Raw genomic sequence first — 24,538 nt, 5'->3', positions numbered from 1 at the left:
TGCACGGACCCGTTCCTCCCCGGCGTACACCGGGCAATTCGCGATCTCGCCCCGCGCGCCGCGGTTCGCCATCACCTGCCCGGCCCGCGTGACCGGACGAAGCTGCCCGGCATCTTCGCGTCCGCGCTCCGGGGCTGATCGCGGGCAGCGGTCCAGCGTGACAATTTTCCTCTTAAATCATACGCATCACTAATGGTATGTTGCGCTCATGGCCGCCCCTGGGCGGCAGGCTGACCACGTCCGCCCACCCGAAAGGACCCGGCCATGACTCTCGCCGGAAAGACCGTCCTGATGTCCGGCGGCAGCCGCGGCATCGGCCTGGCCATCGCGACCCGCGCGGCGCGGGAGGGGGCGAACGTCGTCCTGCTGGCGAAAACCGCCGAACCGCATCCGAAGCTGGAAGGCNCTGGAAGGCACCGTCTACACCGCCGCGAAGGAGATCGAAACCGCCGGCGGCCAGGCGCTGCCGATCGTCGGCGACGTGCGGTCCGAGGACGACGTGCTCGCCGCGGCCGAAGCGGCGGCGACGCAGTTCGGCGGCATCGACATCGTCGTGAACAACGCCAGCGCGCTCGACCGGTCCGGCACCGAAGAACTCTCGATGAAGCGCTACGACCTCATGCAGGACATCAACACCCGAGGCACGTTCCTGCTCAGCAAGGCGGCGATCCCGCAGCTGCGCAAGGCCGCGAACCCGCACATCCTGACGCTGTCGCCGCCGCTGAACCTCTCCCCCGTGTGGGTCGGCGCACACCTGGGCTACACGCTCTCCAAGTACGGCATGAGCCTGTGCACAGTGGGCCTCGCGGAGGAACTGAAAGCAGACGGAATCGCCGCGAATTCACTGTGGCCGCGCACTCTCATCGACACCGCGGCGGTGCGCAACATCATCGGCGGCGCAAGCCAAGCGCGCACCCCGGAGATCATCGCCGATGCCGCGTACGCGATCCTCGCCCGGCCGTCGCGCGAATGCACCGGGAACCTGTTCATCGACGACGAGGTGCTCGCCGCCGAAGGCGTCACAGACCTGTCCGGCTATCAGCGCGGCGAAGGCGAACTGGCGCTGGACATTTTCGTCGACCCGGCCTGATCCCGCATCCGGTCGAACTCCCCGGGCAGCGTCTCGCCTTCGTTCATTTTGGCCAGCAGCTTGTGCAGGGAATCGTGAGAGCGCCGCGGAAGGTCGCTGAGCACATACTGGTCGAGATCGGCCAGCAGTTCGTTCGCCTTGCGCAGCGTCTTCCGTCCCGCGTCGCTGAGGTCGACGACGTAACGCCGCCGGTCTTCGGGGTCGCGGGCGCGGGCGGCGAGCCCGAGGGTCTCCAGGTCGTCCAGGCTGCTGACCATGGTCGCCGGGTCGATGCGCAGGTACGCGCCCAGCGACAGCTGCGACATCGGGCCGTTGTCGGCCAGCGCCTGGAGGACGCTGTAGTGCCGCACCCGCAGGCCCAGCGCGTGCAGCCGGTCCTCGGCGAGCCGGAACACGACCTGGCCGAGCTTGACCAGGAGACAGCTGGTGTGCTCCCCGATCCCGCCCGGCACCAGCGGACCTGACATCGTTTCCCCTGCCCATCGTGAGCGGACCGTATGATTCCCGATGATACTGGCCCGGGCACGGCGCCCGTTCGTTTCGCCTCGCGACCGTGACCTGCCGGGACCCGGACACGTGTAGTGTCGAGGGGTCCGGGAACGTCCCGCGCGCGGGCGATCGAGCCCGCGCCGTCTCCGGATTCCGCCTGGTTCTCGCGCGCCACGTGGCGACGATCGCGGCACGCCGGGCTTCTGACGTCCCCGTCTCCGGATTCCGTTGCCGGTCGCCGCGATGGGCGCGCGGCTCGCCGGAACGCCCTCCAGCAAAGGAAACCGTTGCATCAGCTGACTCTCGGCGTCGTCGCGCGCTCGCGGAAACCGGACGAGCGCCGGTTGCCCATCCATCCCGGCCACGTCGAGCGGATCGACGCCGACCTGCGCGAGCGCATTTATCTCGAACACGGCTACGGCGAGGACTTCGGCGTGCCCGACGAGCAGCTGAAGGGCGCGGTCGCCGGGATGCGCACCCGGGAAGAACTCATCGCCGGATGCGACGTCGTCCTGCTCGCCAAGCCGCTGCAGGCCGACCTCGCCGAACTGCGGCCGCACCAGGTGCTGTGGGGCTGGCCGCACTGCGTCCAGGACCGGGAACTCACCCAGCTGGCCGTCGACCGCAGGCTGACGCTGATCGCGTTCGAGGCGATGAACCACTGGACCCGCGACGGCTCCTTCGGGCTGCACGTCTTCCACAAGAACAACGAGCTGGCCGGGTACTGCTCGGTGCTGCACGCCCTGCAGCTGACCGGTTCGACCGGCGACTACGGACGCCGCCTCCGGGCAGCGGTGATCGGGTTCGGGGCGACCGCGCGCGGCGCGGTCACCGCGCTCAACGCCCACGGCGTGCACGACGTGCGCGTCCTCACCGGCCGCGGCGTCACCGCGGTCGGCTCGCCGATCCACTCCGCGACGATGATCCACTTCCAGCACGACGCGAACAGCCCCGGCGACCCCCGCCGCAGCCACGCACTCACCGACCGCGGACGAGTCCCCCTCGCCGGATTCCTCGCCGAGCACGACATCGTCGTCAACTGCGTGCTGCAGGACCCCGCCGAACCCCTGACCTTCCTCGTCGAAGCCGACCTGGCCGCCTTCGCGCCCGGCAGCCTCATCGTGGACGTCTCGTGCGACGAGGGCATGGGTTTCAGCTGGGCCCGGCCCACGACCTTCGCCGACCCGGTCTTCCCGATCGGCGACGGGATCACCTACTACGCCGTCGACCACAGCCCGTCCTATCTGTGGAGTTCGGCCACCTGGGAAATCAGCGAGGCGCTGCTCCCCCTGCTGCGGCCGGTGCTCGGCGGACCCTCCGCGTGGGACGCCGAGGACGTGGTCGGGCGCGCCGTCGAAATCCGCGACGGCGTCATCGCGAACCCGGCGATTCTCGCTTTTCAGCGGCGCTCCGCGGACTACCCGCACCGCACGGCTTGACCGCGGCCGGTCCGGCGACGGGCGCGAAAAAAGGCTGTGAGCGGGGTCCTTTCCGGCGCCGGTTCCCGAGGGCGGCCGGTGATTCTTCCGGACCGTTCCCCCGCTGAGGGCACCGGATTCTTCCGGAAATCGCGGCCGGTCCGGCAGGGTCGCCGAAAATTCCGGTCCGGTGTGCCAGCGCGGATTTTCTGTCGTGCTTCGGGCACGCCGCCGGCGCCGTTTTCCTTCAGTACCTTCTGCACCACCAGCGAGATTTCGCGCCGCACGGCTCCCTCGGACGAGGTGTAGTGTCGGTGGTATCCGAAAGCATCTCGGGCGTGGGCGGTCGAGACCCTGCTTCGCGCAGCAGCCTGATCCCGCGCACCGCGACAATTCCGGCGAAACCCGCGGCCCGCCGGAGGGCTTGCCCGTCCGGCCCGCGGAAGGGGTGGCCTCTTTCCTCCCTCCCCCGCGAAAGAGGCCACCCGCAAGCTGTCGCGCACCGATCTCCGGCGCGTCTGCGGCCCGCCGGAGCGTCCGCGGCAGCGCGGCCACCGCCGCTGGTGCGGACAGGCCGGGCGTCCCCGAATACCAGGACGTCCGGCCGCCAGCCCAGGCGAAGACGGCCGCGGGCGTAGCATGAAAGGCACCGAGAGCATCTCGCGCGCCGGCAGCGGAGCAGGCGCCGTCCTCGGCTCCCCCACATCGGTCCCCGCGATCGGGACGGGACGGCGGCATGATGCCGAAACCGCACCCCAGAACCAGCACCTCCCTCGCGCAGCCGTGCCCCGGCGCGCCTCCCGCACCGAGATCGGAACCCGGATCCGCCGGTCACGTCGACGACGGCAGGCGGCCGCGGCCCCGCGAGGTGCCGGCCGAACTGCCGGGACCGGGCGAGGCGCGCACAGCCCGCCTGGACTGCCTGACCACGGCGGCGCACCCGGTGTCCGGCCGGGACAGCGCGCCACGGCGGGCCGAGATCGGCGGGCAGCCCGTCCGGCTCGACGGTCCGCCCGGCCTCGGCGGGCAGGTCTGGTCCCGCACCGGCCCGGAACCGCACCGAGGCACGCTCCTCTTCGTGCCGCCGGACGCGTCGGACACCGCCGGGCACCGCGCGGCGCTGACACTCGCGTCCCGCCGCGGCGCCACCGGCCGCTGCAGCGGCATCCTGGCGGCTCCAGCGCCGAGGAGGACGGCGGGCGCAACCGGCATGCCGATCGGCGGCTGCCGGCCATGACCGCGACCACCCCGCCGGTGAAAGCGCTCCTCGCCGACGGCGAGTCCGTGTGGGTTCGCGAACTGGACTCCGGCGACATCACGGAACTCGACGCGCTGCGGGCCCGGCTGTCCGGCCGCGACCGCCGCCGGTTCTTCGGACTGGGCGGCGCGGGACTGGCCCCGCTCGCCGGGCAGCTCTCGGCCCGCCCAGGAGCCGGACCGGCCGCGGCCGGATGTTTCCGGCGCGCCCGGCTGGTCGGCGTCGCACGGTACGAGATCGCCGACGACCCGGCCGAGGCGGAGATCTCCCTCGTCGTCGACCGCCGCACCCCGGCGCTCGGCGTCGCGGCACTGCTGCTGGCGCAGCTCGTCCCCTCCGCCGAGCACGAGGGCGTGCGGACGTTCGTCGCCGACACCGGTGCGGAGGACTCGGCGATGCTCGGCGTGTTCGCCGCTCTGGGCATCCCGTTCCGGGCGCGGCGGGAACCCCCTCGGCGGAGAACTGTTCCGGCGCGCCCGTGACCGCGGGCGCGCCGAGTTCGAGACCGTCGGTCCCGAGCCGGCTGATCCACGCCGCCCGCTCCTTTCTTCGTCCCGCGGCGGCCTGGCCGAGGCGCCCCGGTTCCCCGTATCCGGGTGCGCCGCGCCGCGCGGGCCGCGGCACACGTTAACCTGGCCTGAACCGACCGCGCGAGAACCACGGAACCCAGGTGAACCAGACCGGAGCACAGCCGCCAGCCGGAACGCAGGCCATCCGCCGAGCGCTCGGCATCCTGGCGCTGCTCATGGACGAGGACGGGGAACTCACCCTGTCCGCGATCGCCCGCAAACTGGACCTCACGCCGGGCACGACGCACCGCGTCGTGCGCGCGCTGAGCGCCGACGGGCTCGTCGCGCACAACCCCCGCACCGACAGCTACCACCTCGGCCCCGGCTCGATCCTGCTCGGCCAGGCCGCCCAGCGGGTGCACGGCCTTCAGCTCGCGCTGCCGGTCATCCAGCGGATCAACGCCGACACCGGCGAGTCGGTCAACATCACGATCCGCGAGGGCAACGAGTCCGTGGTGCTGCTGCGCGCGCAGTCGACGCTCCCGCTGCGGTTCGAGCAGCATCCCGGCGCGCGTTTCCCGTTGTACGCCACGGCTTCCGGCAAGGCGATGCTCGCCGGCTCCCTCGACGCGGAGTCCTACCTCGCGGGCCTCCCGGAGCAGCTGCCCGCGCTGACGCCGCACACCCTCGCCACCCGCGACGACCTCGCCGCGGAGCTGGCCGAGACGCGCGATCGCGGGTACAGCATCGACAACGAGGAAAACGTCGCCGGTGTGCGGTGCGTCGGCGCCGGCGTTCTGGACGAACGGGGGCTGGCCCGGGCGGCGGTGGTCATCCAGGTGCCGACCGTCCGGCTGCCCGAGGACCGGATTCCCCAGCTGGGCGCTCTGGCGATCGATGCGGCCAAGGAGATCGCGCCGTTCCTGCCGCCGGACCGGCTCACTCGCTACTGACGGTACGCCTCAGTCGCTGCTGACTCCCAAGGCGCGCGCGGTCAGTGAGGCGAGATGCTCGGGCCGATGCTCGGACAGCTGCCGAATCTGCGTCCGGCAGCTGAACCCGTCCGCGTGCACCACCGTCCCCTCCGGCGCCGCGCGCAGGGCAGGCATCAGCTGGTGCTCCGCGACGGCGACCGAAACGTCGTAATGCCCTCGCTGGAACCCGAAGTTCCCCGCCAATCCGCAGCAGCCCTCGCGCAGCACCTGCGAGTGCTCGGACAACCGGCCGAGCAGCCGCGAGTCCGCGTCGTAGCCGAGGTCCGCGTGCTGGTGACAATGCACCTGAGTGAGCACCGGAGCCGAGGACTTCGCCAACGCGGGAAGCTCGCTCTCCCCGACATGCTCCGCGAACGTCCGGACGCCGCGCTTCAGCAAGGCCGTCCGCGCATCCTCGGGCAGCAGCTCCGATCCGTCCTCGCGCAGGGTCGCGGTGCAGCTCGGCTCCAGGCCGATCACCGGAATTCCCTTCCGCAGCCACGGGTCCAGCGCGTCCAGCGACCGGCGCAGGACCCGGCGCGCCGTGCCCAGCTGACCGGTGCTGTGCCAGGTCAGTCCACAACAGACGGTCCGCTCCGGGATGACCACCTCGTGGCCGAGGGCTTCCAGCACCGCGACCGCGTCCCGGCCGACCCGGGGGTCGAAGAAGTTCGTGAAAGTGTCCGGCCACAGCACGACCTTCGACGAGGAAGCCACCCGTTCCCGGCGGCGGAACCACGAGGCGAAGGTCGGCGCCGCGAGCTGCGGCAACTCGCGCTCGGCGGCGATCCCGCCCATGCGGTTCAGCACCGGCCGGAGCGGGCCCCCGGCCACGGCGTTGACCGCGCGGGCGAACGGGGCGCCCAGCCGGAGCCATCGCGGCAGCGCGCCCATCGTGTAGTGCGACATCGGGCGAATCCGCCGCTCGTAATGGCGGCTGAGGAATTCGGTCCGGTAGGAGGCCATGTCGACGCCGACCGGGCAGTCGGATTTGCACGCCTTGCAACCGAGGCACAGGTCGAGCGCGTCGCGGACCTCCGGCGAGCGCCAGCCGTCCTCGATGACATCCCCGGCCAGCATTTCGAACAGCAGGCGCGCGCGGCCGCGGGTCGAGTGTTCCTCCTTGCCGGTCGCGCGGTAGCTCGGGCACATCATCCCGCCGGACGCGGAGACGCATTTGCCCACGCCCACGCAGCGCCGGGACGCCGCGGCCAGGTCGCCGTCGTCGGCGTGCAGGGCGAGCCGGGCCCGGGTCGGCAGGACCGGCGGGGCGATGACCGTGCGCAGATCGGCGTCCAGCGGCGCGGGATCGACGACCCGGCCGGGGTTCATGCCGTTCGCTGGGTCGAAGGCGGCCTTGAAGCCGGCGAAGGCCCGCATCAGCCGGGGCGAGAACATCAGCGGCAGGAGTTCGGCTCGCGCTTGGCCGTCGCCGTGTTCACCGGACAGCGAGCCGCCGTGGGACACGACGAGTTCCGCGGCCTCGACCATGAACGAGCGGTACGCTTCCTTCGCTTCCGGTGCGGCCATCGGGAAATCGATCCGCACGTGGAGACAGCCGTCGCCGAAGTGGCCGTAGACCACGCCTTTCCGGCCGTGCTTGTCCAGCAGCAGGTCGAATTCGCGCAGGTACGCGCCGAGCCGGTCCGGCGGGACCGCGGAGTCTTCCCAGCCCGACCACGCCTCGGATCCGTCGGCCAGCCGGGTCGCGAGACCTGCGCCTTCTTCCCGGATCCGCCAAAGTTTCCGCTGGGCGACGGGATCCTGCACGACGAGCGAGGAAGCGCCGACCTGCGGCGCGCGGGCGGCGACCTGGTGGGCCACGGCCAACGCCTCCGCCGCGTCGCCGCCGCCGGTTTCCAGGTACAGCCACGCCGTTCCGTCCGGCAGGGTGCTGCGGTCGCCGGGTTTCCGGGCGTCGAGAGCGGCGACCAAACCGGCCTCGATGCCTTCCATGGTCAGCACCGGGAGGTCGAGCAGCGACGGGACGGCGTCGGCGGCGGCGATGCTGTTCTCGAAGCCCAGCACGGCGAGCGCGCGCGTCGCCGGGACCGGGGCCAGGTCGAGGACCGCGCTCAGCATGGTCGCGCAGGTGCCCTCGGAGCCGACGAGGGCCTTGGCGACGTCGAAACCGTTCTCCGGCAACAGGTATTCGAGGTTGTACCCGGAGACTCGCCGCGGCAGTTTCGGGTAGCCGAGCCGGATGTCGGCCAGGTATTCGTCGCGCAGGTCCCGCAGGCGGCGGTAGAGCGCGCCGACCGGATCCTCGCGGGCGCAGAATTCCTCCAGCTCCGCCGGGGAGGTCGGGCCGACCTCGAGCCGGGTTCCGTCGAGGAGGGCGATTTCCAGCGCGCGGACGTTGTCGACCGTCTTGCCCCAGGCCACCGAATGCGAACCGCAGGCGTTGTTGCCGATCATGCCGCCGATCGTGCACCGGCTGTGCGTCGACGGGTCCGGGCCGAAGGTGAGCCCGTGCCCGGCGGCCCGTTCGCGCAGCCGGTCCAGCACCAGACCGGGTTCGACGCGCGCGGTGCGGGCGGCGGGGTCGAGGTCCAGCACGCGGTTCAGCTGGCGGGTGAAGTCCAGGATCACCGCGCGGTTCGCGGCCTGCCCGCCGATGCTGGTCGCCGCGCCGCGCGGGAGGACGGGCGCGCCGTGTTCCGCGCACACCCGCAGCGCCGCCACCACGTCGTCGGCGCTGCGCGGCCGCACCACGAGCAGCGGGATGTGCCGGTAGTTCGACGCGTCGGTGGAGTGGGTGGCGAGCGTGGCCGGGTCGCCGGCGACTTCGCCGGACACCGCCCGCGCGAGTGCTTCCTGCAGTGCCGAATGCGAACGGGCTCGGGCCGGCATGGGCGTCTCCTGGGAAATCGGGGGTTCACAGCGCCGCGGTCGCCGGGCTACCGTGAAGGCTCGCCACATAGTGGATATAGCTTCCACATGTTGTCAACTTCGCCGTGAGGAGTGGTCTCCTTGACCGACATGCCCCGCAACGAAAGCGTCTTCACCTGGGCGGCGCCCCCGCTGAAGTTCGGTGCCGGCGCGCTCGACGAGCTGGGCGCCGAGGTGGCCGCCCGGCAGGCCAGGTCCTGCCTGATCCTCACCGACCCCGGTGTCCGCGGCACCGGCATCCCGGACCGGGCGCTCGACTCGATCCGCGCGGCCGGGGTGAAAAGCGAGATCTTCGACGGCGTCGGCGTCGAACCGACCGACGCCAGCATCGACGAGGCCGTCGCCTACGCCCGCCAGCAGGAATGGGACTGTTTCGTCGCGATCGGCGGCGGCTCGGCGATCGACACCGCCAAGGCCGTCAACCTGCTGACCACCCACCCCGGCGAGCTGCTCGACTTCGTGACCCCGCCGATCGGCGCCGGCAAGGCGCCGTGGCTGCCGCTGAAGCCGCTGATCGCCGTCCCGACCACCGCGGGCACCGGATCCGAATCGACCACGATCTGCGTCGTCGACCTGCTCGGCCTGCATCTCAAGGCCGGGGTGAGCCACCCGTCGCTGCGCCCGGCGCTGGCGGTCGTCGACCCGCGCACGACGGTCAGCCTGCCCTCGGCGGTCACCGCGGCCAGCGGCATGGACGTCCTGTCACACGCGCTGGAGAGCTACACCAGCGTCGCGTTCGACGCGAAGCCCGCGCCGGAAGACCCGATGAAACGACCGGCGTTCTGCGGCTCCAACCCGATCAGCGACGTCTGGTGCGAGATGGCGCTGACGTTGGTGGGCAAGCATTTGCGCGCCGCTGTCCTCAATGGCCGCGACCTGACCGCGCGCACCCAGATGGCGCTCGCGTCGACCTACGCCGGAACCGGTTTCGGCAACGCCGGCACCCACCTGCCGCACGCGAACGCGTACCCGATCGCCGGTGCGGTGAAGCAGTACCGCGCCGAGGGCTACCCGGAAATGCCGATGGTCCCGCACGGCCAGGCCGTGTCCGCGACCGCCGCCGAGGTGTTCCGCTGGACCTATCCCTCGGCGCCCGAACGGCATCTGCACGCCGCGCACCTGCTGTCCGGCGGGCAGACCTTCACCGCCGCGGACGGCGCCGACGCGCTCCCGCACGTGCTCACCGAGCTGATGGCCGACATCCAGATGCCGAAGGGACTGCACGCGTTCGGTTACCGCGACGAAGACATCGACACCCTGGTCGAGGGCACCCTCAAGCAGACCCGTCAGCTGGCTGTCGTGCCCCGTCCGGTCACCCGGACCGCGCTCGAAGACATCTTCCGCCGATCGCTTTGACCACCAGGAGTTATCAATGGCGACAACTCCGGAAAAGAGCACCGACGTCCGTCTGGTGGTCGCGTCGAGCGTGTTCGGCACGACCGTCGAGTGGTACGACTTCTTCCTCTACGGCACCGCCGCGGGACTCGTGTTCAACAAACTGTATTTCCCCGGCTCCGATCCCCTGGTCGGCACCGTGCTGGCCTTCGCGACCTTCGCGCTCGGCTTCCTCGCCCGCCCGATCGGCGGGTTCGTCTTCGGCCACCTCGGCGACCGGGTCGGGCGCAAGAAGATCCTCGTGGCGACCATGCTCATCATGGGCACCGCGACCTGTCTCATCGGGCTGCTGCCCGACTACCGGATGATCGGCCCGGCCGCCCCGATCATCCTCGTCGTCCTCCGCCTGGCCCAAGGCGTCGCCGTCGGCGGCGAATGGGGCGGCGCGGTGCTGATGGCCACCGAATACGCCCCGGCCGGGAAACGCGGTCTCTACGGCAGTTTCCCGCAGATCGGGCTGGCCATCGGGCTCACGCTGGGCACCGGCGTGCTGGCGCTGCTGAACGCGGTCACCAGCGACGAGGCGTTCCTGTTGTGGGGCTGGCGGATCGGCTTCCTGCTCTCGGCCGTGCTGGTGGTGGCGGGCCTGCTGATCCGGGTCAAGGTGATGGAAACCCCGGCCTTCCGCACCATGGCGGCCGAGGAGGGCACCGCGACCGTCCCCGCCGTCGAACTGGTCCGCGACCGGCTCTCCCGGCGGCACCTGCTGCTCGGCATGGGCAGCCGGTTCACCGAGGGCGTGGCCTTCAACGCGTGGGCGGTCTTCGTGATCTCCTACGGCAGCGGAACGCTGAAACTGGACCGGCAGCCGCTGCTGGTCGGCGTGATGATCGCGGCCGCGGTGATGGTGGTGTTCATCCCGGTGTTCGGCAGAGTGTCCGACCGGCTGGGCCGGCGGCGGACCTTCACGACCGGAGCCGTGACAACCCTGGTGCTGGCGATCCCGGCGCTGGCGGCCCTGCACAGCGGCAATCCGGTGCTGATCACGCTCTCTCTCGTCGCGGTGCTGGGCATCAGCTACCCGGTGATGTACGGCCCGCAGGCGGCGTTCTATGCCGAACTGTTCCCGATTTCGCGGCGGTGCACCGGGATCTCGGTCGTGTACCAGCTCTCCGGCGTCGTGGCATCGGGGCTGACCCCGCTGGTGCTGGCCTATCTCGCCGGGAAGACCGGGACGACCGGCATCCTGATCTACCTCGCGGCGACGACCGTGATCAGCGTCGCCTGCACGCTGGCGATCCGGCAGAGCGACCTGTTCGAGGACGACGAGCGGGTTTCCGCGCCGGTCAGGGAGGTTCCCCGGGTCACCTGAGCGGGGGTCGTGAGTGGCGTTGCCGGTTCTCACCGGCAACGCCACACTCACGACACCATCGTCGGACGGATCACCCGCCTGCGCCGCGCGGTGTCCCCGCTGCGCGCTCCTGGGCGGAGCTGGCGCTCCACTGCGGATACGCCGATCAATCCCACCTGAACCGCGATTTCCGCGGCCTGACCGCGTGCACGCCTACCGGATACGTCACCGGCTAGGGCTGGCCGCCTCGGTGAGCTGCTCCCGCAAGCTGCTCAACGTCCGGGCCAGCAACCGCGAAACCTGCATCTGCGACAGCCCGACCCGTTCGGCGATCTGGCTCTGCGTCATGGTCGAGAAGAACCGCATGACGACAATCGCGCGTTCCCGCTCCGGCAGGCTCCGCAACAGCGGCTTGAGCGTTTCCCGGTCTTCGAGCTTCTCGATTTCCGGGTCCTCGTCGCCGAGGGTGTCGGCCAGCGCGATCGAGCCGGTGTCGTCGTGGGACGGGTAGTCGATGGACGCGGCCTGGTAGGCGTTCCCGGCGTGCAGGGCTTCGGCGACCTCGTCGAGATCGAGATCGAGATGGTCGGCGAGTTCGCGCGCGGTGGGCGCGCGGCCGAGGCACTGGCCCAGTTCGGTGGCGGCCTGGCCGATCGTCACGTGGAGTTCCTTGAGCCGCCGCGGGACGCGGACCGACCACGTGTTGTCGCGGAAGTACCGGCGGACCTCGCCCATCACCGTCGGGACGGCGAAGGCGACGAAATCCGTCTGCCGCGCCGGGTCGTAGCGGTCGACGGCGTTGATGAGACCGATCCGCGCCACCTGCAGGAGGTCCTCGGACGGCTGGCCGCGCCGGGCGAAGCGGCGCGCGATGTGCTCGGCCAGCGGAAGATGCTCTTCGATGAGGCGGCGCCGCAGCCGGGAGTGCTCGTCGGTGTCCTCGGCGAGGCGGCTGATCTCCTCGAACAGCACCGCGCAGTGCCGGTAGTCGTCACGCCGGGTGCGGGTCATGGTCGCCGCGGTCATGTAAATCCTCCTGAGCGCCGAAGGGAACGTGACTCGTGTAGTGCCATGGAGCGCATCGCGTCGCCGACGCTAATCATCCTTAGTGGACAGTGCTCGGCGTCGCAAGGCGAGCGAGCGGCGGATCAGCGTGCTCGCCGGGACGCCTGGCAGCCGGAGTGTCATGGCCGGGTGGTACCCGCCCGAGGGCACGATCAATCAACCGGCCACCCGAATGGGGGCTCAAGACACCTCGCACCGGCGCAGCAGAGTGCCGGGTTCGGCGCGAACTGCCCGATGCGGTGATCGTCCTCACGCAATGCGGTGACGAACCGGATGAGCTGTGCGGGCGGCAGAACGACGCTGGCACCGCCGCAATAGCGGATTTTCGCCGGAAAGCGTTTCGACCGCGGCCGACCATCCGTGGATCTCGTTCCCCAGCAACGCGACATCCCGGCCGGGGCAACCCGGCAGACACCCGTCCGGCCCAGGCGAGACAGCCTCGCGGTGCGGCGAGGACGGCGTGCTGAGTGCCGGGCGGGACGTCCGGCGTGGCGGTCACGGGTGCCTTTCCGGCGGAAGGATCAGCTTCCGGACCGCCAGCGCCCGCGCAGCGAACGGTGGTCGGCGCGGCTGAGCATGCCCGAGGTGTCGCGCCTCCAGTGGCCGCCGCGGGAATCGGTGAAGGACAGGCCGGGCACGGCGGCCGCGGAGTACAAGTCGTCGACCGCCATGGCGTCCTCGCCGAACGGCAGCGCGCGGACGGCGGTCGCGCCGGGCGGGATGATCGCGAACCGGGCGCGGTGCGGTTCGTCCTCGTCCGGGCGGGCGACCTCCAGCGAGCAGTCGAACACCGGCGCGTCACCGCTGTTGTGCGCGCACACGACGTAATCCTCGGCACGGTCGTGCCGGGCGCCCTCGTCAAGCCACGCGGAGACCGACTGCGCCTGCTGCTCCTGCCGGACTTCTGCCTGGTCTTTGCGGTTGAGCAGCATGATCCACACATACGAGGCGAATCCGAGCAGCGAGCCCGCGCTCCCGATCGCCGATACCCACGTCGCGGTCAGTTGTGATCCCATTTCCGGCGAGGTTCCCCGATCCGGCCGCGCCGAAACCCGGTCCGGCGGAGGTTGAGACCTTCACCGGCCGGGGTACCGCGAGCGGCGCGGAACCGCGCCCAGACTTACGTTGCCGCGGGGACACCGCCGGCGTTTCTGCTGTCCACAGTGGACTACAGGATTCCGGCCTTCAGCCAGGCCGGGCCAGCACCCTCGCGCAGCGTGCGCCATTGCCCGGCGAACCTGTCCCGCAACATCTTCGCCGCGGCTTCGTCCCGGCCGTAGAGGAGACCGAAGGTGAACGTGTTCTGGTTCTCGCTGAAGCCGTCGATCGCGAAGTGCCGCAACGCCGCGCGGTCGACCACCGTGTCCTGATGCTTGCCCAGCGTCTGCTGCACCGCCTTCACCTGCTTGCGCCACGTGCGCAGCTTCTTGCCGGACACCGGCCGGACGGCGTCGGCGGCATAGCGAGCGCGCTTGGCCTTCTTCCGGACGTTGTGCAATGCCTTGTCCAGTTCGGCACCGCTGAGCCCCTCCGCCGCCTCCGTGGCTCGGCTGAGCTTGCGCGCGGTCTTGCGCAGCGGCTTCCGCAACGCCTTCTTTCCCGCCGGACGCATCGTGTCGAGAAGCGCGGCGATCGACCTCAACAGGGTCACGTATCGGCTGCTGGACAACGCTTCCGTCACGCGAGCCAGCTCGGTTTGGGCGGCGCGGGAGAAGTCGCGGGTCAGATATTGCCGCAGCGGTCCGAAAACCAGCTCCGGCGGGACCTCGTCGAGGCAGGCTCGCAGGCGCGCTTGGCTGACCTCGGCGTCCCGGGCGGGAGCGAGTTCGGCTCCCAGCCACTTGAGCTCCGCGACGATCGCATCGGCCTTCTTCTTGCCCACCAAGGATTTGAACGTCTGAAGCACGCTCCGCAGCTTCCGCGCCGAGACCCGGAGCTGGTGCACTGAATCGTCTTCCCCGACGCGAAAGCCCAAGTCAGCACGACGCAACCGCTCGAATTGCTCGCGCAGATACGCGGGCAGGACCTCGTTCGAGCCGCGCTTGCCTTCGGCGGTGTCTCCCATCAACCGCCGCAGCTTCGACGGCCACCAGGCGTTCTCGGCCCCGCGCTTGCGCAAGGTGCGATCGAGCCGGTCGAGCAGCTCAGGCCCCGCCTCGACGTCCAGCTCGCGCCAGCGGTCCAGCCGAACCGCCTGTCCGCCAAGGAATTCTCCGGTGACGTGGTCGTCCGCCAGCGTCGCCAGCGTCCGCCCGGACGCGTCGGCCAAGCGGTGCGTGAACCGGTCGGTCCGCAGCTGCGCGACCGGGCGCAGCTTGCGGTCCAGCGTGAACGCGCGGACCAGCGTCGCGATCGGAGCAGGCACCTTCGAGTCGCCGAGCGGAAACCGCAGCTCGTGACCGGGCAGTCTCAGGCACCACCCGGTGTCGCTGCTTCTTCGCACCGCGATCCCGGCTCTGGTCAACCGGAAGTCCTTGGTGTCGTAGTAAACGGTCTCCAGCGTCCGCTCGGCCGGAGCTTCCTGCGTGATTCCCTTGCCCGCCAGCTGCGGCACCCGCGCTTTCAAGCTCAGCTCGTACTTGCGTCCGGACTCTGCGCTTCGCATTCCACACTCCTTCAGTCGTTGTCGGCTGCTCCGGCGACGCCCTCGGCGATCGCGGGCACCAGGCCCTCGTCGAAAACGCTGGGCACGATGTGCTCGCGGTCGAGATCGTCGCCGGCTGTCGCGGCCAGCGCGTGCGAGGCCGCGAGAAGCATCCGCGCGGTCACCCTCGGGGCACCGGAGTCGAGCAGCCCGCGGAACATCCCCGGGAACACGAGGACGTTGTTGATCTGGTTGGGCAGATCGCTGCGGCCGGTCGCGACGATCTCCGCGTGCTCGTGCGCGGCGTCCGGATCGACCTCCGGATCCGGATTGGCCAGCGCGAACACGATCGCCCGGTCGGCCATCCGCGCGAGGTCGTCGCCCTTGAGCAGGCCGCCGACGCTCACGCCGACGAAGACGTCCGCGTCGTGCAAGGCGTCGTGCAGGCTTCCCCGGACCGCGTCACCGCGGTTGGTGTTCTCCGCGAGCCACTGCTTCTCCCCGGTCAGATCGCGCTCGCCGTGCAGGGTGCCGTTGCTGTCGCAGAGCACGATCCGTTCCGCGCTGAAGCCGGCCTTCAGCAGGAGCCGGGCGATCGCGGACCCGGCCGCGCCCGCGCCGGAGATCACCACCGAGGTGTCCCCCGGCGTGCGGTCGGTCAGCTTCAGCGCGTTGTGCAGGGCGGCGAGCACGGCTATCGCGGTGCCGTGCTGGTCGTCGTGAAAGACCGGCACGTCCAGCTCGTCGTGCAGTTGCCGTTCGACGGTGAAGCACCGGGGCGCGGCGATGTCTTCCAGGTTGATCGCGCCGAACGACGTCGCGAGGTCCTTGGCGGTGCGCACCAGGTCTTCCGGCTCGCGGCTGACCGGGCAGATCGGCCAGGCGTCGACGTCGGCGAAGCGCTTCAGCAGCGCCGCTTTGCCCTCCATCACCGGCAGCGCGGCGGCCGGGCCCTGGTCGCCGAGCCCGAGCAGCGCGGAACCGTCGGACACGATCGCGACGGAGTTGCCGCGCACGGTTTCCCGCGCCAGCACCGACGGATCCTCGGCGACGCGCTTGGCCAGCTCGGCGACGCCGGGCGTGTAGTGCTCGGCGAGGTCGCCGGCGTCGTCGAGCCGCACTCGGGTGGTGACTTGGATCTTTCCGCGACTGCTCATGGCAGCCGGATACCCGGCCGCGCCGCCGCGGAATCGTGCTCACCAGAAGCTCCGCGGCCAGCCCCCGCTGCCGGACCACGCAGACGTCCGTGAGGGGAACCCTCAGGGCTCATTGCCGCGGTGGCCCGGCAGCCGCGGTGCTCAGTCCAGCACGAGTGCGGCGTCCGGTTCGGTCACCCGGAAACTGAAGCTCTCCTCCAGATACAGCGTGAGCGTCTCGGCGTCGTGGTGGCGGTAGCCGACCGAGAGGTCCTGGCCCAGTTCGAGCACGAAGTCCCCGCCGGCCAGGCTCAGCACGACCGCTCCGGTCAGCCCCGGCGTCCGCTTGACCCGGCCGCCGCCGAGCGCGCGCCGGAGGTGGTCGAGCACGAGAAGGCCGCCGTGTTCGGTGCTCTCCACGATCGAGGTGTAGCCGCCGGGGTTGATCGCGAGCGCGTACGGTCCTTCGATTCCCTTGCACCGCAACGTGTTCACCGCGTTGGCCACCACATGCGGATAGCGTTCCGGATCGGTGCCCAGCGTCCCGTGGTCATGCGGGCTCGCCTCGGCGATGCCGGTGATCCCGGCGTCCGGCCAGCCGTGGAACACCGCGCGGTTCTCCAGCAGGCCCACCTGGGCGGCGGCCTGGTCGAGGTCGTCGAACTCCAGGTCGTCGGCACCGCGTTCGGCGTCTTCGAGTTCCTTGCGCTCGACGGTGAACGGCACGCGCACCTCGACCAGCGGCAGCACCCGGCGCTGCTGCGCGAGTGTTTCGCGCTCCCGGGCGGTTTCCGGCGGATCGACCCGCTGGGTCCGGCCGAGCGACGTGGCCGAATACTCCCAGCCGCGCGGGCCCTCGACGTCGACCATCTTGCGTGCCGCCAGGTGCGTCGCCAACCGCTCCCGCGCCTCGTCGTCGATCTGCTTCCAGCCCTCGGCCGGGATCGGCGCGAGCTCGCGCATCAGGTGGTTCATCGTTCTCCCTTCAGGCCGCCGATGCCCAGCGAACCGTCGTCCGGCGGGGTCTTCCCGGCTTTCCGCTCCTGCTCCTCGACGTAGCGCTCCGGGTCGAGGTCCCCGGTGTCGATGCCCTTCCCGCCCTCGTGCTCGGCCTTGAACGCCAGGAACTTCCGGCCGAGTTCCTCGCGCAGGCCCGGGTCGGCGTGCTGGCGGAAGTCGGCGAGCGCGTCGTCCTCCTCCTCGGCCATGTGCTCGCTGTTGGCGGTGCGGGCCTGCCGGACCGCCGCGAGCCAGGCCGCGCTGCCCGCCGGGTGGCGGCGGGTTTCGGCGACGGCGTCGCGGATCTCGTTGTGGTCGCCGACCGCGTCGAGCGTCTCGTCCTCGGCGTCGGCGCCGCGCTGGATCAGCTCGGGGTAGAAGACCGCTTCCTCGGCCGCGGCGTGCAGGTCCAGCAGGTCGGCGAGCGGTTCCCACGCCCGCGCCAGCTCGTCCGGGCCGTCGAGGTCGTCCAGGTCCGCGAACGCCCGCCGGAACCGCTCGTGATCGTCGAGGATCAGGCTGGTGATGTCCGTCATGACCCTCGACGTTAGCTCTCCCGGCGCGGTCGCGCTCGTCGTGTTTGCGCGAGGCTGCTTGCGGGTAAAGCGATCCGATGGCCGCGCGTCAGGAACCGGGAGCCGAGCCGCCGGACACCGCCAGCCTCGGCAAGCTCCGCCGAGCCGCTCGCGCTTGCCGCGGCTGCGGCCTTTACCGCGACGCCACGGCGACGGTTTTCGGCGTGGGCGCCGAACGCGCGGACATCTTCGCCCTCGGCGAGCAGCCCGGCGACCAGGAGGACCGGCGCGGCGAACCGTTCGTCGGCCCGGCCGGAAAGCTGCTCGGCAAGGCGCTCGGCGAGGCGGGTCTGGACCGCGATTCCCTCTATCTGACCAACGCGGTCAAGCACTTCAAGTTCAAGCTCCGCGGCAAACGCCGGATCCACGAAAAACCGGCGCGATCCGAGATCGTCGCGTGCCGCCCGTGGCTGGTGGCCGAACTGCGAGCGGTGCGGCCCCGGCTCGTGTTGCTGCTGGGCGCGACGGCGGCGCAATCGGTGTACGGCAGCGGTTTCCGGCTCACCCGGCATCGCGGCGAGCCGCTGGATCCGCCGGAAGAGTTCGCCGGGATGTTCGCCTCGGCGGTCGCCACCGTGCACCCGTCCGCCGTGCTGCGCGCGCCCGACCGCGACACCGCGTACGACGAGTTCGTCGCCGACCTGCGCGGACTCTGACGTTTGCCCGCCCCGGCAAGGGGAATCCGGCCGCTATGAAAGCAGTGACCTGGCACGGCAAGCGGGATGTGCGAGTCGAGACCGTCCCGGACCCGAAAATCGAGGAGCCGACCGACGCCGTCGTGCGGGTGACCTCCACCGGCATTTGCGGTTCCGACCTGCATCTCTACGAGGTCCTCGGCCCGTTCATGACCGAGGGCGACATCCTCGGCCACGAGCCGATGGGGATCGTCGAGGAAGTGGGCGGCGGCGTGAGTTCGCTGAAACCCGGCGACCGCGTGGTGGTGCCGTTCACCATTTCCTGCGGACACTGCTGGATGTGCGAACGCGGGTTGCAGTCGCAGTGCGAGACCACGCAGGTCAAGGGCCAGGACAAGGGCGCGGCGCTGTTCGGCTACACGAAGCTCTACGGCCAGGTGCCCGGCGGGCAGGCCGAGTACCTCCGGGTCCCGCAAGCGCAGTACGGGCCGATCAAGGTGCCCGGCGGCCCGCCGGACGAACGGTTCGTCTACCTGTCCGATGTGGTCCCGACGGCGTGGCAGGCCGTGGAATACGCCGACATTCCCGACGGCGGTTCCGTCGTGGTCTTCGGCCTCGGCCCGATCGGCCAGATGGCGGCCCGGGTCGCGCTGCACCAGGGCGCGGGCGAGGTGATCGGCGTCGACCTCGTGCCCGAACGGCTGGCGCGGGCCCGCGCACACGGCGCGACGACGCTGGACCTGCGCGACCACCGGCAGATCGGCGACGCGATCCGCGACCTGACCGGCGGCCGCGGCGCGGACTCGGTGATCGACGCGGTCGGCATGGAAGCACACGGGGCGCCGATCGGGAAACTCGCGCACAACCTGGTCGCGCTGCTGCCGCAGGCGCTGGGCGCGAAGGTGACCGAGAAGGCCGGAATCGACCGGCTGAGCGTGCTGTACGCGGCCATCGACAGCGTCCGGCGCGGCGGCACGATCTCGCTGTCCGGCGTGTACGGCGGGATGGCCGACCCGATCCCGATGATGGAAGTGTTCGACAAGCAGATCCGGCTGCACACCGGGCAGGCCAACGTCCGCCGGTGGATCGACGACGTCCTGCCGGTGCTCACCGCGGACGGGGATCCCCTTGGCGTCGAAGGCTTCGCGACGCACAAACTCCCGCTGGCCGACGCGCCGCGGGCCTACGAGATGTTCCAGAAGAAGCTCGACGGGGTCCAGAAGGTCCTGCTGGAACCGGCGGCGTAACCGGCGCGCCCGGGCTTTACCGGCCCGGGCGTTCCGCTGCGCGCCGAGCCAGCCGTTCCCGTTGCGGGACCACGACGTACTTCGGGTCCTTCGCGGACTCGACCCCCGCCGCATACACCCCGAACCGCGTGCACAGCCCGGACGCGAGATAAGCCGCTCCCGCGGCGACCCCCGCGGCGCGATTCTTCCGGGCAGCCACCGACAACGCCGCACCCGTCGCGGTCAGCGCCTTGGCCGCCTTCAGCAACCGCCCGGCCCGGCCGGTCCGGTAAGGCTCCGAAGCCAACCCCAGACCGGTCTCCAGACGGTGCTCGGCGGCCAGCTCCGCGGCGGCGCCAGCGAGTCCGGCCCGCACCACGGGACCGTTTTCCTTCCGGGGCACCGCGATCAGCGCGATCCCCGCCCCGCTGGTCAGCGCGCTGCCCGCGAACAGCACCGGCAGCGTCCCGTGCGCCTCGTGCCAGGACGGCGTCGCCGTGTCGGCCAGCAGCACCGCGGTATACGTGCACATCGCCGGGCCCAGCACGCCCGCACCCGCCCCAGCCAACCGGCCGAGCCGCGGGAAACGCCCGGTCAGCGTGGAAAAAGCCGCCCCCGCGGCAAGACCCGAGAACGGTGACAGGATCCACGACCCCACCGACAACGGCGAAGTCGGCTTGAGCACGCGCAGCATGTTCAAAAACCGCGTCGGCTTGCCGAGATCGTGGATCAGCGCGACCACACTGGCGATCGAACCGCCGGAAGCCGCCAGCCGGCCGGCCTTGGCCAGCTGGGGCCGTCCGGTCGCGTCGGCGAGCGCGGCCAGCGACGCCGACGCACCGGCCGCGCCGCCGAGGAACAGGTACAGCGGGACGTCCGGCTGCTTCCAGGCGGGCTCTTTGAGGATCGGCCTGCCGTAGTAGGAGCGGAATGCGGCGGGCTCGACCATCTCCCGTTCGCGGCGGGGGCTCATCGGCGCCGTCCCAGGAACGACACGACCAGCGCCGCGGCCACCCCGGCGGCGGTCGTCGCGGCCCGCTTCCACATCCGCGGCAGGTCGCGGGTCGTCACGACCGGGTCCGGCGGGAAGCCGTAGACCTCCGGCTCGTCCAGCAGCAGGAAGAACGCGCCGTCGCCGCCGACCCCGTCGCCGGGATCGTGCCCGTAGAGCCGCGCCTCCGGCACGCCGTCGTCGTGCAGCGCCGACACCCGCGCGGCGGCGCGTTCGCGGAGTTCGTCCAGTTCGCCGAACTGGATGGAATCCGTCGGGCACGCCTTGGCGCACGCGGGTTCCATCCCCGCGCCGAGCCGGTCGTAACAGAGGGTGCACTTGAACGCGCGGCCGTCGCTCTCGCGCTTCTCGATGACCCCGTACGGACACGCCGGAACGCAGTAGCCGCAGCCGTTGCAGATGTCCTGCTGCACCACGACCGTGTCGAATTCGGTGCGGAACAGCGCGCCGGTCGGGCAGACGTCGAGGCAGGCCGCGTGCGTGCAGTGCTTGCACACGTCGCTGGACATCAGCCAGCGCACGCCCGGTTCTTCCGGCTGCTGCTCCGGCGCACCGACCGTCGGCATCCCCAGGTCGACCGCGGGCTGTTCGATGAACGCCACGTGCCGCCAGGTGTTCGAGCCGAGGTCGCCGGTGTTGTCGTAGGACAGCCCGAGCAGGTCCTGCCCGCCCGCTTCCGGGACGCCGTTCCACTCCTTGCACGCGACCTCGCACGCCTTGCACCCGATGCACACCGACGTGTCGGTGAAAAAGCCCATCCGGGGCTGGACGCCGTACTCAGCCATTGGCTCGCCTCCGGTACTCCGCCACGAACTCCAGCAGCGCCGGCCCGCGCGGCCGCCGTCCGGGACGGATGTCGCAGGTGGCCGCTTTGGCCTCCTGGATGTGCACGTTCGGGTCCAGCACGATCGACAGCAGGTCGTTCGCCGCGTCGCCGCGCGACAGTCCGTTCGGGCCCCAGTGATACGGCAGCCCGACCTGGTGGACAGTGCGGCCGCGCACCTTGAGCGGTTTGACCCGGTCGGTGACCAGCACGCGGGCCTCGATCGCGGTCCTCGCCGACACGATAGTGGCCCAGCCGAGGTGCGCCAGCCCGCGTTCGGCCGCCAGCGCGGGCGAGATCTCGCAGAAGAACTCCGGCTGCAACTCGGACAGATACGGCAGCGTCCGGCTCATCCCGCCGGCCGTGTGGTGCTCGGTGAGCCGGTAGGTGGTGAACACGTACGGGTAGACCTCGCTGCGGGCCGGATTGTACGGGTTCAGCGGGCTGTCCAGCGTCTGCCGCACCGGCGATTCCCGCTGGCTGTAGAGCGCGTTGGCGACCGGGCTCTCGAAGGGCTCGTAATGCGTGGGCAGCGGACCGTCGGCCAGCCCGGCGGGGACGTACAGCCAGGCTTTGCCGTCGGTCTGCATGATGAACGGATCGCGGCCGCTCAGCGCGTCCTGCGCCTTCGCCCCGTCCGGCGGGACGTAGCCCGGAGCCTTGGCGGCCTCGAAGTCCGGGACGTCCGGGCCGGTCCAGGTGGACGCCTCCGCGTCCCAGTAGACCAGCTTTTTCCGTTCGCTCCACGGCTTCCCGTCCGGATCCGCCGAGGCGCGGTTGTACAGGATCCGCCGGTTCGCCGGCCACGCCCAGGCCCAGCCGTTCGCGATCCAGTCCTGTTCGGAGCCGGGCTGCCGGTTCGCGGCGTGGTTGTGGCCGCCGGCGCGGACGCCGCAGTAGATCCAGCAGCCGCAGGACGTCGAACCGTCGTCCTCCAGCTGGGTGTAGGACGAGAGCGGGCCGTCCGGTCCGTGGCCGTTGATCTCCGCGAGCACGGACTCCGCGCTCGGGTCGTCCGCCGGGCCCTCGGTCGGATAGCTCCAGGCCAGGTCGCGCAGCGGGGCGTCGCGCTCGCCGGTGCCGGCGCGTTCCCGGAGCAGCCTGCCCAGGTGGTAGTAGAACCACAGGTCGCTGCGGGCGTCGCCGGGCGGTTCGACCGCTTTGTGGTGCCATTGCAGCAGCCGCTGGGTATTGGTGAAGCTGCCGTCCTTTTCGGTGTGCGCGGCGGCGGGCAGGAAGAAGACCTCGGTGCCGATCTCCTCCGGTGCGAGTTCGCCGGTCTCGATCTCCGGGCCGTCCTTCCAGAACGTCGCGCTTTCGATCAGCTGCAGGTCCCGGACCACCAGCCAGTCGAGAGTGGCCAGCCCGAGCCGCTGGAACTTGCCGTTGGCCGAGCCGACCGCCGGGTTCTCGCCGACCAGGAAGTACCCCTTGCACTCCCCCGCGATCTGCTTCTGGACGGTCGCGTACGTCCCGTGGTCGCCGGTCAGCCGGGGCAGGTAGTCGAAGCGGAAGTCGTTGTGCGGCTGGGCACTGTCGCCCCAGTACGCCTTGAGCAGGCTGACCGCGTACGAGCGCATGTTGCCCCAGAAGCCGGTCTTGCCCGCGTCGGCCGCGACGTAACTGTCGAGGTCGAGGTGCTGGTGCGCGTGCGGCATCGGGAGGTAGCCGGGCAGCAGGTTGAACAGCGTCGGGATGTCGGTCGAGCCCTGGATGCTGGCGTGCCCGCGCAGCGCCAGGATGCCGCCGCCCGGACGGCCGATGTTGCCCAGCAGTGTCTGCAGGACCGAGGCGGTGCGGATGTACTGCGCGCCGACCGTGTGGTGTGTCCAGCCGACCGAGTACACCCAGGCCGTGGTGCGGTCGCGGCCGGAGTTCGCGGTGATCGCCTCGGCGATTTCGGTGAACTGCTCGACCGGCAGGCCGCAGATGTCGGCGACCGCTTCGGGGGTGTAGCGGGAGAAATGCCGTTTGAGGACCTGGTAGACACAGCGCGGATGCCGCAGCGTTTCGTCCCTCTTGGGCTTGGCTCCGATCGCCGCGCCGCCGCTGCCGTAGGATTCGGCGCGCGCGGAGGACTGGTGTTTCTCGCCGCCGTGGTGGCCGCCCGGCTGGTCCGGGTCGCGGGCGCCGGCCGCCGGACTGGCCTCAGCGTCCTCGTACGCCCAGGTCGAGTTGTCGTACTGGCGCTTCTCCGGGTCGAAGCCGGAGAAGAGGCCGTCGAGGTCCTCGGTGTCGGCGAACTCCTCGGTCAGGATCGCCGCCGCGTTCGTGTAGGCCACCACGTACTCGCGGAAGTCCAGCTCGTTGTGCAGGACGTAGTTGATCAGCCCGCCGAGGAACGCGATGTCCGAACCCGCCCGCACCGAGGCGTGGACGTGCGCGACCGCGCTCGTGCGGGTGAACCGCGGATCGACGTGGATGATCTTCGCGCCGCGGGCCTTCGCCTCCATCACCCACTGGAACCCGACGGGATGGCATTCGGCCATGTTCGAGCCCTGGATGACGATGCAGTCGGCGTTGGCGAGGTCCTGCTGGAACGTCGTGGCGCCTCCACGACCGAAGGAGGTCCCCAGACCGGGAACCGTGGCGGAGTGTCAAATACGGGCCTGATTTTCGATCTGTATCGCGCCGAGCGCGGTGTACAGCTTCTTCATCAGGTAGTTCTCTTCGTTGTCCAGCGTCGCGCCGCCGAGGCTCGCGAAGCCGAGCGTGCGGTTGAGCTTGCGGCCCTGGTCGTCGGTGTCCTGCCACGTTTCGGCGCGCGTGGCGAGCACACGATCAGCGATCATGTCCATCGCCTGGTCGAGGGACAGCCGTTCCCATTCGGTGCCGTACGGACGGCGGTAAAGGACTTCGGTGACGCGGCTCGGGCTGGTCACGAGCTGCTTGCTGGCCGAACCCTTCGGGCACAGCCTGCCGCGGGAGACCGGCGAATCCGGGTCGCCCTCGATCTGGGTGACCGCACCGTCCTTGACGTACACCTTCTGCCCGCAGCCGACCGCGCAATACGGACAGATCGAACGGACTACCTTGTCGGCGTCTTCGGTGCGGGCGTGCCAGTTCTCCGAACCGCTGGATTTGGCCGCCGCGCCGCGCGCAGTCCGGTCGGGACCGGCCAGCTGCCGGTACACCGGCCAGCCTTCGATCCACTGCCGCATGCCCAC

At 70.8% G+C, this 24,538-nt stretch carries 20 protein-coding genes and 1 pseudogene; 9 read left to right on the top strand and 12 right to left on the bottom strand.

Annotation, left to right across the window (positions count from 1 at the left end; translation table 11 throughout):
* The first annotated feature begins 264 nt into the window (after nucleotides 1–264).
* Nucleotides 265–1,090 (top strand): annotated as a pseudogene (locus tag A4R44_RS18350) (SDR family oxidoreductase).
* Here the strand turns inward: A4R44_RS18350 and A4R44_RS48015 are convergent.
* Nucleotides 1,039–1,557 carry a MarR family winged helix-turn-helix transcriptional regulator gene (locus A4R44_RS48015; protein ID WP_067581735.1) on the bottom strand — a complete coding sequence of 173 codons (519 nt, stop codon included), beginning with the start codon at nucleotides 1,555–1,557 and terminating at the stop codon, nucleotides 1,039–1,041. The pseudogene A4R44_RS18350 and the gene A4R44_RS48015 overlap by 52 nt on opposite strands.
* A gap of 309 nt (nucleotides 1,558–1,866) precedes the next feature.
* On the opposite strand from A4R44_RS48015, the gene A4R44_RS18340 reads away from it, so the two are divergent.
* From A4R44_RS18340 to A4R44_RS18325, 4 genes are all read left to right on the top strand, one after another.
* Entirely contained in the window at nucleotides 1,867–3,018 is a 1,152-nt protein-coding gene (locus A4R44_RS18340; protein ID WP_067581732.1) for a N(5)-(carboxyethyl)ornithine synthase, read from the top strand.
* 715 nt (nucleotides 3,019–3,733) lie between these two features.
* Nucleotides 3,734–4,234 (top strand): DUF5994 family protein, encoded by a 501-nt coding sequence (locus tag A4R44_RS18335; RefSeq protein WP_369805906.1) that lies wholly within the window; start codon nucleotides 3,734–3,736, stop codon nucleotides 4,232–4,234.
* Nucleotides 4,231–4,737, top strand: coding sequence for a GNAT family N-acetyltransferase (locus tag A4R44_RS18330; RefSeq protein WP_067581726.1), 507 nt, complete (start codon nucleotides 4,231–4,233; stop codon nucleotides 4,735–4,737). Before A4R44_RS18335 ends, A4R44_RS18330 begins: the two co-directional genes overlap by 4 nt.
* A 188-nt stretch (nucleotides 4,738–4,925) precedes the next feature.
* Nucleotides 4,926–5,717 (top strand): IclR family transcriptional regulator, encoded by a 792-nt coding sequence (locus A4R44_RS18325; protein WP_095213425.1) that lies wholly within the window; start codon nucleotides 4,926–4,928, stop codon nucleotides 5,715–5,717.
* A gap of 9 nt (nucleotides 5,718–5,726) precedes the next feature.
* On the opposite strand, the gene A4R44_RS18320 is transcribed toward A4R44_RS18325, so the two are convergent.
* Entirely contained in the window at nucleotides 5,727–8,591 is a 2,865-nt protein-coding gene (locus tag A4R44_RS18320) for an FAD-binding and (Fe-S)-binding domain-containing protein (RefSeq protein WP_067581723.1), read from the bottom strand.
* 129 nt (nucleotides 8,592–8,720) lie between these two features.
* Here A4R44_RS18320 and A4R44_RS18315 point away from each other — a divergent pair, with 129 nt between their 5' ends.
* Nucleotides 8,721–9,986, top strand: a complete 1,266-nt coding sequence (locus A4R44_RS18315; protein WP_067582330.1) for a hydroxyacid-oxoacid transhydrogenase — start codon at nucleotides 8,721–8,723, stop codon at nucleotides 9,984–9,986.
* Between the two features lie 16 nt (nucleotides 9,987–10,002).
* The gene (locus tag A4R44_RS18310; protein ID WP_067581720.1) at nucleotides 10,003–11,337 is read left to right on the top strand and encodes an MFS transporter; all 1,335 of its coding nucleotides are present in this window, start codon (nucleotides 10,003–10,005) and stop codon (nucleotides 11,335–11,337) included.
* Between the two features lie 204 nt (nucleotides 11,338–11,541).
* On the opposite strand, the gene A4R44_RS18305 is transcribed toward A4R44_RS18310, so the two are convergent.
* The 7 genes from A4R44_RS18305 to A4R44_RS18280 form a co-directional block, all read right to left on the bottom strand.
* The gene (locus A4R44_RS18305; RefSeq protein WP_067581717.1) at nucleotides 11,542–12,342 is read right to left on the bottom strand and encodes a SigB/SigF/SigG family RNA polymerase sigma factor; all 801 of its coding nucleotides are present in this window, start codon (nucleotides 12,340–12,342) and stop codon (nucleotides 11,542–11,544) included.
* A 288-nt stretch (nucleotides 12,343–12,630) separates the two neighbouring features.
* Nucleotides 12,631–12,762 (bottom strand): hypothetical protein, encoded by a 132-nt coding sequence (locus tag A4R44_RS52425; RefSeq protein ID WP_338080416.1) that lies wholly within the window; start codon nucleotides 12,760–12,762, stop codon nucleotides 12,631–12,633.
* A 140-nt stretch (nucleotides 12,763–12,902) separates the two neighbouring features.
* Nucleotides 12,903–13,397, bottom strand: coding sequence for a hypothetical protein (locus A4R44_RS18300; RefSeq protein ID WP_067581714.1), 495 nt, complete (start codon nucleotides 13,395–13,397; stop codon nucleotides 12,903–12,905).
* A 152-nt stretch (nucleotides 13,398–13,549) separates the two neighbouring features.
* A complete protein-coding gene (locus A4R44_RS18295; protein WP_067581709.1) occupies nucleotides 13,550–14,986 on the bottom strand; it encodes a CYTH and CHAD domain-containing protein in 1,437 nt (478 codons plus the stop codon).
* Nucleotides 14,987–14,997: 11 nt separating this feature from the next.
* Nucleotides 14,998–16,122, bottom strand: coding sequence for an NADP-dependent malic enzyme (locus A4R44_RS18290; RefSeq protein WP_067581705.1), 1,125 nt, complete (start codon nucleotides 16,120–16,122; stop codon nucleotides 14,998–15,000).
* A gap of 141 nt (nucleotides 16,123–16,263) precedes the next feature.
* Entirely contained in the window at nucleotides 16,264–17,076 is an 813-nt protein-coding gene (locus tag A4R44_RS18285; RefSeq protein WP_067581702.1) for a family 1 encapsulin nanocompartment shell protein, read from the bottom strand.
* Complete coding sequence (locus A4R44_RS18280; RefSeq protein WP_067581698.1) at nucleotides 17,073–17,636, bottom strand: hemerythrin domain-containing protein; 564 nt, start codon at nucleotides 17,634–17,636, stop codon at nucleotides 17,073–17,075. The genes A4R44_RS18285 and A4R44_RS18280 overlap by 4 nt, the downstream gene beginning before the upstream one ends.
* Before the next feature lie 77 nt (nucleotides 17,637–17,713).
* On the opposite strand from A4R44_RS18280, the gene A4R44_RS18275 reads away from it, so the two are divergent.
* On the top strand, nucleotides 17,714–18,331 hold the full coding sequence (locus tag A4R44_RS18275) for a UdgX family uracil-DNA binding protein (RefSeq protein WP_067581695.1): 618 nt from the start codon (nucleotides 17,714–17,716) through the stop codon (nucleotides 18,329–18,331).
* A gap of 35 nt (nucleotides 18,332–18,366) precedes the next feature.
* Nucleotides 18,367–19,557, top strand: a complete 1,191-nt coding sequence (locus A4R44_RS18270; RefSeq protein WP_067581692.1) for a zinc-dependent alcohol dehydrogenase — start codon at nucleotides 18,367–18,369, stop codon at nucleotides 19,555–19,557.
* Between the two features lie 16 nt (nucleotides 19,558–19,573).
* On the opposite strand, the gene nrfD is transcribed toward A4R44_RS18270, so the two are convergent.
* From nrfD to fdh, 3 genes are read right to left on the bottom strand one after another with little or no spacing between them, the layout of a single operon-like run.
* On the bottom strand, nucleotides 19,574–20,509 hold the full coding sequence (nrfD, locus tag A4R44_RS18265; protein ID WP_067582327.1) for an NrfD/PsrC family molybdoenzyme membrane anchor subunit: 936 nt from the start codon (nucleotides 20,507–20,509) through the stop codon (nucleotides 19,574–19,576).
* Complete coding sequence (locus A4R44_RS18260) at nucleotides 20,506–21,333, bottom strand: 4Fe-4S dicluster domain-containing protein (RefSeq protein ID WP_067581689.1); 828 nt, start codon at nucleotides 21,331–21,333, stop codon at nucleotides 20,506–20,508. Before A4R44_RS18260 ends, nrfD begins: the two co-directional genes overlap by 4 nt.
* On the bottom strand, nucleotides 21,326–24,538 hold the full coding sequence (gene fdh, locus A4R44_RS18255; protein WP_232791653.1) for a formate dehydrogenase: 3,213 nt from the start codon (nucleotides 24,536–24,538) through the stop codon (nucleotides 21,326–21,328). The genes A4R44_RS18260 and fdh overlap by 8 nt, the downstream gene beginning before the upstream one ends.

Origin of the sequence: Amycolatopsis sp. M39 (assembly GCF_001651785.1) — a bacterium.
Classification (GTDB): Bacteria; Actinomycetota; Actinomycetes; order Mycobacteriales; family Pseudonocardiaceae; genus Amycolatopsis; species Amycolatopsis rubida.
The sequence above is the reverse complement of the archived record's forward strand: the minus strand, read 5'-3'. Positions and strand labels throughout refer to the sequence as shown.

Excerpts from the sequence above, each read along its gene's own strand:
- A4R44_RS18300 (WP_067581714.1), bottom strand. The coding sequence starts at position 13,397 with ATGGGATCACAACTGACCGCGACGTGGGTATCGGCGATCGGGAGCGCG.
- nrfD (WP_067582327.1), bottom strand. The coding sequence starts at position 20,509 with ATGAGCCCCCGCCGCGAACGGGAGATGGTCGAGCCCGCCGCATTCCGC.
- A4R44_RS18320 (WP_067581723.1), bottom strand. The coding sequence starts at position 8,591 with ATGCCGGCCCGAGCCCGTTCGCATTCGGCACTGCAGGAAGCACTCGCG.
- A4R44_RS18280 (WP_067581698.1), bottom strand. The coding sequence starts at position 17,636 with ATGACGGACATCACCAGCCTGATCCTCGACGATCACGAGCGGTTCCGG.
- A4R44_RS48015 (WP_067581735.1), bottom strand. The coding sequence starts at position 1,557 with ATGTCAGGTCCGCTGGTGCCGGGCGGGATCGGGGAGCACACCAGCTGT.
- A4R44_RS18295 (WP_067581709.1), bottom strand. The coding sequence starts at position 14,986 with ATGCGAAGCGCAGAGTCCGGACGCAAGTACGAGCTGAGCTTGAAAGCG.
- A4R44_RS18275 (WP_067581695.1), top strand. The coding sequence starts at position 17,714 with ATGGCCGCGCGTCAGGAACCGGGAGCCGAGCCGCCGGACACCGCCAGC.
- A4R44_RS18335 (WP_369805906.1), top strand. The coding sequence starts at position 3,734 with ATGATGCCGAAACCGCACCCCAGAACCAGCACCTCCCTCGCGCAGCCG.
- A4R44_RS18270 (WP_067581692.1), top strand. The coding sequence starts at position 18,367 with ATGAAAGCAGTGACCTGGCACGGCAAGCGGGATGTGCGAGTCGAGACC.
- A4R44_RS18305 (WP_067581717.1), bottom strand. The coding sequence starts at position 12,342 with ATGACCGCGGCGACCATGACCCGCACCCGGCGTGACGACTACCGGCAC.
- A4R44_RS18315 (WP_067582330.1), top strand. The coding sequence starts at position 8,721 with ATGCCCCGCAACGAAAGCGTCTTCACCTGGGCGGCGCCCCCGCTGAAG.
- A4R44_RS18285 (WP_067581702.1), bottom strand. The coding sequence starts at position 17,076 with ATGAACCACCTGATGCGCGAGCTCGCGCCGATCCCGGCCGAGGGCTGG.
- A4R44_RS18330 (WP_067581726.1), top strand. The coding sequence starts at position 4,231 with ATGACCGCGACCACCCCGCCGGTGAAAGCGCTCCTCGCCGACGGCGAG.
- A4R44_RS18290 (WP_067581705.1), bottom strand. The coding sequence starts at position 16,122 with ATGAGCAGTCGCGGAAAGATCCAAGTCACCACCCGAGTGCGGCTCGAC.
- A4R44_RS18310 (WP_067581720.1), top strand. The coding sequence starts at position 10,003 with ATGGCGACAACTCCGGAAAAGAGCACCGACGTCCGTCTGGTGGTCGCG.
- A4R44_RS18260 (WP_067581689.1), bottom strand. The coding sequence starts at position 21,333 with ATGGCTGAGTACGGCGTCCAGCCCCGGATGGGCTTTTTCACCGACACG.